This window comes from Luteimonas sp. Soil_N_1 (assembly GCF_057656255.1).
Map to the genome: position 1 here is coordinate 66,352 of NZ_JBDGKS010000002.1, position 8,250 is coordinate 74,601.

General features: G+C 67.2%; 6 protein-coding genes. 1 reads left to right on the top strand and 5 read right to left on the bottom strand.

The window, feature by feature from the left end; translation table 11 throughout:
- Positions 1–1,395 carry a sensor histidine kinase gene (locus AC3A4E_RS14120; RefSeq protein ID WP_487632131.1) on the top strand — a complete coding sequence of 465 codons (1,395 nt, stop codon included), beginning with the start codon at positions 1–3 and terminating at the stop codon, positions 1,393–1,395.
- Here AC3A4E_RS14120 and AC3A4E_RS14125 read toward each other — a convergent pair.
- From AC3A4E_RS14125 to AC3A4E_RS14145, 5 genes are all read right to left on the bottom strand, one after another.
- A complete protein-coding gene (locus AC3A4E_RS14125; protein ID WP_487632132.1) occupies positions 1,377–2,072 on the bottom strand; it encodes a response regulator transcription factor in 696 nt (231 codons plus the stop codon). The two genes, AC3A4E_RS14120 and AC3A4E_RS14125, sit on opposite strands and share 19 nt — an antisense overlap.
- A gap of 498 nt (positions 2,073–2,570) precedes the next feature.
- Entirely contained in the window at positions 2,571–3,395 is an 825-nt protein-coding gene (locus AC3A4E_RS14130) for an OmpA family protein (protein ID WP_487632133.1), read from the bottom strand.
- Positions 3,396–3,638: 243 nt separating this feature from the next.
- On the bottom strand, positions 3,639–5,264 hold the full coding sequence (locus AC3A4E_RS14135; protein WP_487632134.1) for a PA domain-containing protein: 1,626 nt from the start codon (positions 5,262–5,264) through the stop codon (positions 3,639–3,641).
- A 4-nt stretch (positions 5,265–5,268) separates the two neighbouring features.
- Entirely contained in the window at positions 5,269–5,733 is a 465-nt protein-coding gene (locus AC3A4E_RS14140) for a post-PEP-CTERM-1 domain-containing protein (protein ID WP_487632135.1), read from the bottom strand.
- Between the two features lie 155 nt (positions 5,734–5,888).
- Positions 5,889–8,250, bottom strand: a 2,362-nt coding sequence (locus AC3A4E_RS14145) for a YadA family autotransporter adhesin (RefSeq protein WP_487632136.1), incomplete at its 5' end; no start/stop codon positions are given.

An 8,250-nucleotide genomic window follows, 5' to 3' on the forward strand; every position in this document is an offset into this window, starting at 1 on the left:
ATGCGCGACAGACTCTGCTCTGCCTGGCGCCGTTTGCGCCGCTGGCTTGATGTTCCCTCGATTGTCGATCCGGTCGACCGTCGCAATGCACCGATGCTGCAGCTCGTGCTGGGCCTGCTGGGCACCCTGCCTCCGCTGCTGTGGCTGTTCCGGATCGTGGCGGTCGATCTGCCGTGGCGTGCGGGCGAAACGACCGCCCTGCTCCTGAGCTTGGCGATCAGCGCAAGCGCGCTCTCCACGATGGCGCTGGTGCGTGCAGGGCGATTCCAGCTGGCGGTCCGCCTGCTTCTGGCGGTCGTCGCGATCGTGATGCTGGTCAGCTATACATCGGCCGGGCTCGAAGCCCAGACGTTCGAACAGCCCATCCAGGTGATGTGGCTGTTCGTGGCCGGCGTGATGGTGGGCCGTCGGGCCCTGTGGGCGATGTTTGCCGCCCTGGTACTGGCGATGGCACTTGGCGCCGTGACCGACGCCAACGACAGCGGCGATCTGAAGCTGCTCCTGGGCGACGTGACGATCCGTGCGGTGATGTTCCTGATCATCTCGGTCGTGATCGACCGCTCGGTCCGCGCACTCCGGACGAGCCTGGACGAAGCCACCGCCGCGGCGGCAGCGTCGGCTGCCGCGCACGCACGTCTCGCCGACGAAGTCGTGGCCCGCGAGCAGGCCCAGTTGCGCGTCCTCCACGCGCAGCGTGTGGAAGCGGTCGGACGCATGGCCAGTGGCGTCGCCCATGACTTCAACCATCTGCTGGCGCTGATGCTCGGCTACACCGAGCAGGCGCGCATGGCCGCAACGGGCGAGGCGCGCACCGCCGCATTGCAGGGGCTGGAAACGGCGCTGGATCGCGCGCGCGCCACCACAGGAAAACTGCTCCAGTTCGCGCGCGACGATGTCCGGCACATCCAGCGTTTCAATGCCGTCCAGGCAATCAGGGATGCCGAGCCGATGCTCCGCCAGACGCTCGGCCGCCGGACCGCATTGAAGATTTCGCTACCGGACGCGCCGGCCCCGGTCGCATTCGATCCGGCCCAGTTCTCACTGGTGCTGCTGAATCTGGCCGCCAACGCGGCACAGGCGATGCCTGCGGGTGGCACGTTCGAAGTGTCCGCACGCGTGTCCGATGCACGCGATCTGCAGCTGTCACTGCGTGACACGGGGCATGGCATGGACGGCGCGACGCTGGCGCGCGTGCTCGAACCCTTTTTCACCACCCGCCCCCCGGGACAGGGCACAGGCCTGGGGCTTCCCGCAGTCGACGGACTCGTCCGGGACGCAGGCGGCCATGTCGCCATCGAAAGCGCGCCCGGCGCGGGCACCACCATCGTGATCACGCTGCCGCTGGCGGAGGCTCCGGCTGACGCAGGTACATCGAGCTACCAGACCAGCGCGTAACCGACGCCGCGCACCGACCGCAGCGGAAGCGCCTGCCCGGCGGCCGCCTCGCATTTGCGGCGCAGGCGGTGGATCAGCATGTCCAGACGGTGGGGATCGAAGCCCTGCACATCGTCAGTCAGGCGCGCGATCAGCGCTTCCCGGTGCACGGGTGCGCCAGGGGTCGCGGCGAGCAGGCGCATGACCTGGCGCTCCTGCAGCGACAGCGCGATCGTCGCACCGTCCGGAGCGTGGAGATGCCAGCCGCGTCTGTCGAGCTCCCAATGCCCACCCTTGGGGCGTTGCTCGAGCACCACTTTCAGCGTGCGGATCAGCGTGACGCGGTCGACAGGCTTGGCCAGGAACGCCGCGGCACCCGCTTCATGTCCCTGCCGCCGCGCTTCCCGGGACGCATCGCCCGTCAGCATGACGACCTGTGGCGCATCGGGTTGCGCGCTCAGATGACGCGCGATGGCGAAGCCGCCTTCATCGGGGAGGTCCACATCCAGCAACACCGCATCGAAGCGGTCAGTCATCAACGCGCGGTACAACGCCAGCGCGGTCGCCATACCGGCGACGTCGAAGCCGGCATCGGTGAGCATCGGCAACAGAATCGCTTCACGGAATTCCCTGTCGTCTTCGACGACCGCTACTCGCTGTCTTGAAAGCACACGCCTCCCATCCACTGACCGCTTCATGCGCGAGGGGAGCGCCGAACGCGGCCGGCAACATTAACAAAATACGTTGCCCCCCTCATTCCGCTGACAGTCCGTCACGAAGCGCCCCCGCGTCACGCGCAAGACCGGCGTCCGACGCGACGCCGCGCATCGCCTGAAAGCCTGATCCGGCACGTGGCACGCACCCGCACAAAAACGCACCGCGTCCCTGGGCTGCAGCGTTCTGGACAGACCTGGAATTCATCCGGATGCCGGGGATGGCCGGCCGCGCATGTAGGGCGGGCAGTGGCGTCAAAGTTCGCACGTGGAGGTGCGCGTTGCACCAGCGGTCACTGTGAGACCCGGTTGGCGCCGGTCTCCACGGCCGGTTGCGCGGGTCGCACGCCTGCGCCCGGTGAGTGGGGGTCCGCCCGGCACGATCGCCAGGGCGATGGCAGACGGAGCGCGACGATGCTCGAGACCATGCCCGACGCGCAGCACCCGACCGGAACCCTGTCCGGCCGGGCAGGTGTCGCGGGATCAGCGTCCGGCGAAACCGCGTACTTCGACTTCGACACGACGATCCGGTGCCAGACACTCGACCAGAGCCGCGTGCGAGAGCGTGTCCGCGCAGTCCGTGGTGACCGGCGCCGTCTTGCCCTTGCCGAGCGCGACGATGGAATCCGCCGGCACACCTTCGGCGACCAGCAGACTGCGCACCGTATCCGCGCGGCGCTGCGACAACAGCTGGTTCGCATCGGCGCTGCCGATGCGATCGGTGTGACCCACCACCGTGACGACCGACTGGCCTGCATCGCGAAGTTCGGTCGCCAGTTCGGTGATCATCTCCTTGCCACGCGGCAGGATGTCATCGGCTTCATGCCGTGCGAACGCGAACAGCGCATCGGCGGACAGGTTCACGCGACGCACCTCTTCCGCGGTGCGAGCGTCGTCCGCCAGCAGATCGGCGCAGGTTGCCGGGCTCCAGTGGAAGCTCTGGCCCAGCTGGTTCCGGTCGAAGATCACCTTGTACTGGCAGGTCTGCACACCTTCCGCAGTGCGGAAATGGAAGAGATAGTCCCACTCGCGCACACCGGCGAAACCTTCGCGGAAGTGGGGACGGCCCAGCGCCTGGTAGAGCTGGTCCTTGGTGACGCCCGGACCGATGCTGCGCAGGTCGGCGACGTTGGGGAACGTGCCTTCGGTCAGCACAGCGCGGTCCCGGTCCGGGAACACGACCTCGCCGGCAACGCCTTCGGGCGAGATGTCACGGCTGACGTGACGCGTGCCGCATGCGCTGAGCAGAGCGGCTGCCAGGCAACCGGCGACCAGCCAGCGGGTGCCGCCTTCCATGTTGAACTTCATTTCGATTCTCCTTCTGTTTCGATCGGATCTGTGACCCGTGGACCCGCGTGCCGTCACGTCGGCGCAGGATTGCCCGGCCGGGCGCTCGATGCGCGCCCGGCGGGAGTCATGGAATTCGGTGACGCAGGCAACACCTGGGACACCTGGTCGTACCCGTGGCCGACAGGAACGCAGTGCGCCCCGACGGCATGCACGATCTGCGAAGCGGTTGCCGACGCTCGCCGGCAACCGCTTCCTGCACGATCAGGGACGACGTGCCACGCACACGCGCGTTTCAGCCAGCTGCACGTTGTTGAGCAGACCCTGGCTGCGCATGGCGACCGTGTGGTCGGTCATGCAGCGCTGGTACTTCGACTTGCTGCCTGCCGAAGACGCTTCGCAGACCTTGTTGTAGGCGATCACGTTGGCGCCCGGAATCAGCCCGCCTGCCTCGATCAGCGGCACCTTGGTGTCGCAGCCGTTGATCTTCGCGGTCCCGGTGTTGAGCGTCCAGCCGATGTCCTCGTAGATGCCCGGGGTCACGTCGAGACGCGCGTGCGCATCCAGCGTGCGGGTTTCGAACGGTTCCATCACCGCGTTCGGCGTCAGGCTGATGTCGACGTGCGAGAAGGTCGAGCCCGTGGCGACGACCGTCGGCGCGTAGAGCAGGATGCGGTTCTGCGCATCCGTGCCCGCCAGGCGACTCGGATCTTCGCCGATGCTGTTCGACACTGCCGGCGCACCCGCCTTGAGTGCGGCACCATTGCTGCTGGAGATCAGAACCGTGGGAATGGTGATGGTCGGATCCGCACCCGCCATGCCGGCGGTTTCGTTGACGTTGTTGGCGATGACGACGCCGATGGCGCCTGCATCCTGTGCCAGCTTGGTCTTCAGGGCGAAGGCGCAGGTACCACGATCGATCAGCGCGATACGGCCTGCGATCTGGGCCGCGTTCGCGAACGCGGTACCGCAACCGAGCGATGCACCGCCGACCGCATCGATCGCCTGCACCACCGGACCGGTCGGGAAGGACGAGGTGACCAGCGGACCGAACTCGGCCGTGCCGAACGCCCAGACCGGCTGCGTGCCGTTGGCCAGGGTGAACTTGAGACCGCTGAAGTTGTCGAGGATCAGCCCGGCAGTGGTGTTGGCCGACGCGCCGGTCCATGCAGTGCGGCCCGGCGTGCGCATAGCCGTCGCACGCGTGGCATTGGTCATGGCCGTGGCGTTGAACGGCAGATTCAACACATTGTCGATCGCCTTGGCGCCGTACGTGTCCGGGAAGTTCTGCAGCCACGCACCCGAGGTCTTGTTGATGAAACTGCTGACACCGAGACCGTGTCCGATCTCATGCATGATGACGTTGAGGAAGTTGGCCTTGTTCGGATTCTGCGCGTTGCCGTTCAGACCGTAGTACCAGCCACTGTTGGGCGAACAGTTCGGCGTGCCGAGCGCGCCGTTGAACTGCGTGACGATGTGGTTGCCGGTGGGATTGGTGTCCTGACCCGAAATCGCGCTGGCCAGTGCGGTGTGATACCAGGTGTTCGCGAGCGGCGCATTCGGAAAGTTCCGGCTGACCGTGGTGGCACCGGCCGAGCCGAGCACGACACCGTTGGCATCGCACTGGAGTGCGGCAAATGTCGCCGAGACCCGGATCTCGACATCGCTCTTGAGCAGCGCGCCCCACAGGTCAGCGGCGTACTGGTAGGCGATCTGGCGTTGTTGACCGACCGTGGTGCCCGGATTGCCGCCGATCGGTGCAGCCGGCGTCGGATCGTTGAGACCCACGCCCGGCTGGTCCACGTTGATCAGGCGGATGGTGGCCGCCGAGGCCGGCGCGGCGAAGGCGAGTGACGCGAGGATGGCCGAGGCCAGAAGTGCGGTTTTCATCGGCTCATTCCTCGGTGGCTGCAGCGGTGGGCGCAACGTGGTCTGCGTGGCCTTCGTGATCGCCATGGCTGATCACGAGATTGCCGTCGGCGTCGAACTGGCCGACGACGTTGCTCAACAGATCGCGGGGCACCTCCATGGTCACCGTGCCATTACTGCTGCGACGCATGGTGCGTACCGCATCAGCCTCGGTCGCCGGCTGAAGGTCCAGCTGCGAACGCACACCCGCACTGCGGGCCGTCGCGGCCGGCTGGTTGGCGCGCGAGGCTTCGAAACGCTGGATCTCTTCCGTCGTCGGCGCGCGCAGCTGGCCCGTCTTCTCGTCGTAGATCGCCCACATCGCATTGCCCTGCGCTGCGGTTGCAGCCGCGTCGGGCTCGGCCTGCGGCTCGACGCCGCCGGCAAACACCGCTGCACACGGCAACATGGCCAGTGCAACGAGCACCTGTCCCATCATTTTCGTCTTCATTTCGCTTCCCGGTAATGAATGACCCACCGTCGCGCGGATGCGTCGACGGCCTACGCCAATACGTTCAGAACACGAATCGACCGCACTTGCTGTCCACTTCTACCGCGATGCCCTGACGGGCACCTTCCGCAGAAGGTGCCCGAACGGAACGCGTCTTACCACTGCCAACCCGCACCGACCGAGAAGCCCCAGTCGCGCGCCGTATTGCCGCTGGCCTGGGCCCGGTAGACGTAACGACCGTTCTCGGTGATGCCCGAGAGGCCGACCGCCATACCGTACTCGCTCTGGTAGCCGCCGAAGCCCACCGCCAGCATGCTCTTGCCCGGCAGGTAGGCCTGCGGGAGGCCCGCCATCGCCATGGCCGAGGACGTCGCGCCGCGGTAGCCGCGCTCGATGTTCCACATGTCGCCTTCGAGCTGGCCGATGCGGTTGTCGGTGTACTGGTTGGAGACGCTGATCGCCTGGTTCACACCACCGTTGAGCTGGTTGACGTTGACCGCATCGGTGCCGGCGATACCCGGTGCGAGACCGGTGATCGTGCGACCGCCGATGTTGACTTCACCGGTCGAGCTGCTGGTGCCCACGTAGGCGGCGTTGTAGCTGGCCTGCGCACCGACGGTGGTCGCCGAGCCCGCACCCAGCGCGACGCTGTTGGCATGGGTCGCACGTGCGCCCTGGCCGACCGCCGTGCTGTTGGCTGCCGACGCGGTGGCACCGGTGCCGACGGCGGTGCTGTTCGCGCCGCTGGCCGTGCTCTGGTTGCCGAGCGCCAGCGCGTTGGTGCCACTGGCGACCGCACCGCTGCCACCGGCCGAGGCATTCGTGCCGGTCACCGTCGGGGCGACCGTGGCCGCGTCCTGGTTGACCTGGAACATGCCGCTGGCGCCGTTCTCGATGTCGGTGATGCGACCGTCGAACTGGTCCACCGTGACGTTGATGGCCGCGATGTCGCCTTCCACTGTGGTCACGCGGCCATCCAGATCCGTGATGTCGCCACGGATGTCGACGATGTCGCCCTGGATGTCGGTGATGTCGCCGCGGATGTCGACGATGTCGCCTTCGATCGCGGTCACACGTCCGTCGATCACGTCGATCCGGTTGTTGACCGTGGTGATCTGACCGTCGGTGTACAGGTTGGACTGCTCCACCGCGCTGGCCACGCCGCCCTGCAGCTGGCTGACGTTGACCGCATCGGTCGCGGCCGAACCTGCTGCGACGCCCGTGATCTGACGGCCGCCCAGGTTCAGTTCACCCGTGGAGCTGCTCTCGCCGACATAGGCACCCTGGTAGCTGGCCTGGGCACCGACCGTGGTGGCCGAACCCGCACCGAGCGCGATGCTGTTGGCATGGCCCGCCACCGCGCCGGTACCGAAAGCCAGGCTGTCGAGTTCCTGTGCCCGCGCGCCCGAGCCGATGGCCACGCTGCCATTGCCCGCTGCGGACGCCGCCAGACCCATCGCCACCGCTTCGTCGCCCTCGGCTTCCGCATCCTTGCCCGCTGCGATCGCGTCGGCACCGGTGGCGCCATCGTTGTCGAAGTTGCCGCCGCCGGTCGAGTTGACGCTGTAGTACTTGGCGCGCGCCGCTTCCGCCGTCTCGTTCATCTGGTCGACGTTCACCGCGTCGGTGCCGGCCACACCGGCCGCGACGTTGGTGATGACCTGACCACCGGCGTCGATGCCGTTGATCGTCACGCTCGGGCCACCCACGATCGTCAGACCGGTGTTGTCGATCCGCGTGCCGCCGACGGTGACGCTGCCGGCAACGTTGAGATCATCGGCCAGGTCGAAGGTGACGTCGTTGCTGTCGTCCGACTTCGACACCACGATGTTGCCGTCCGCGTTGTTGAGATCGACGTTGTTGCCGGTCGGGCTGTTCAGACCGACATTGGTGCTGTTCGCACCACCGGCGCTGACGTTCCAGCCCGCGTTCGCCACTTCGGCCACTTCTTCCAGCGCCGTGTTGGTCGCGTGCAGCTGCGAGCCGTTGATCGCATCGGTGCTGGTCGCGCTGATGCGACCCGCGGCGACGTTGGTGATCGTCCGCTCGTTGCCGACGCTGCCCACGCTGACCGTGCTCGTCGGCGCAGTGCCGGCGAAGTCATAGGTCGTGCCATTGAGCGTGACGTCGGTCGTCGCGACCGCCGCATCCGTCACCGAGCCTGCACCCAGTGCAACCGCGCCGTCGTGGTCGACCGTTGCGCCGTTGCCCAGTGCCAGGCCATTGGCCGCGCCCACCGTTGCATCGTTGCCGACCGCCGTGCCGCCGTCACCCGAGACCACGTTGCCGCTGCCGAAGGCGTTGGCGTTGTTGCCGGTCACCAGGTTCAGGCTGCCGACCGCCGTGCTGCCCGTACCCGTCACCAGGTTGAGGCTGCCGACTGCCGTGCTCTCGTCACCCTCGACGATGTTGAGGTTGCCCACCGCCGTCGACGACACACCGCTCGCGGTGTTGTTCGCGCCCACCGCCAGTGCATCGTCGGCAAGCGCCGAGGCCTCGTAGCCCACTGCGATGCTG

Excerpts from the sequence above, each read along its gene's own strand:
- AC3A4E_RS14120 (WP_487632131.1), top strand. The coding sequence starts at position 1 with ATGCGCGACAGACTCTGCTCTGCCTGGCGCCGTTTGCGCCGCTGGCTT.
- AC3A4E_RS14125 (WP_487632132.1), bottom strand. The coding sequence starts at position 2,072 with ATGAAGCGGTCAGTGGATGGGAGGCGTGTGCTTTCAAGACAGCGAGTA.
- AC3A4E_RS14130 (WP_487632133.1), bottom strand. The coding sequence starts at position 3,395 with ATGAAGTTCAACATGGAAGGCGGCACCCGCTGGCTGGTCGCCGGTTGC.
- AC3A4E_RS14135 (WP_487632134.1), bottom strand. The coding sequence starts at position 5,264 with ATGAAAACCGCACTTCTGGCCTCGGCCATCCTCGCGTCACTCGCCTTC.
- AC3A4E_RS14140 (WP_487632135.1), bottom strand. The coding sequence starts at position 5,733 with ATGAAGACGAAAATGATGGGACAGGTGCTCGTTGCACTGGCCATGTTG.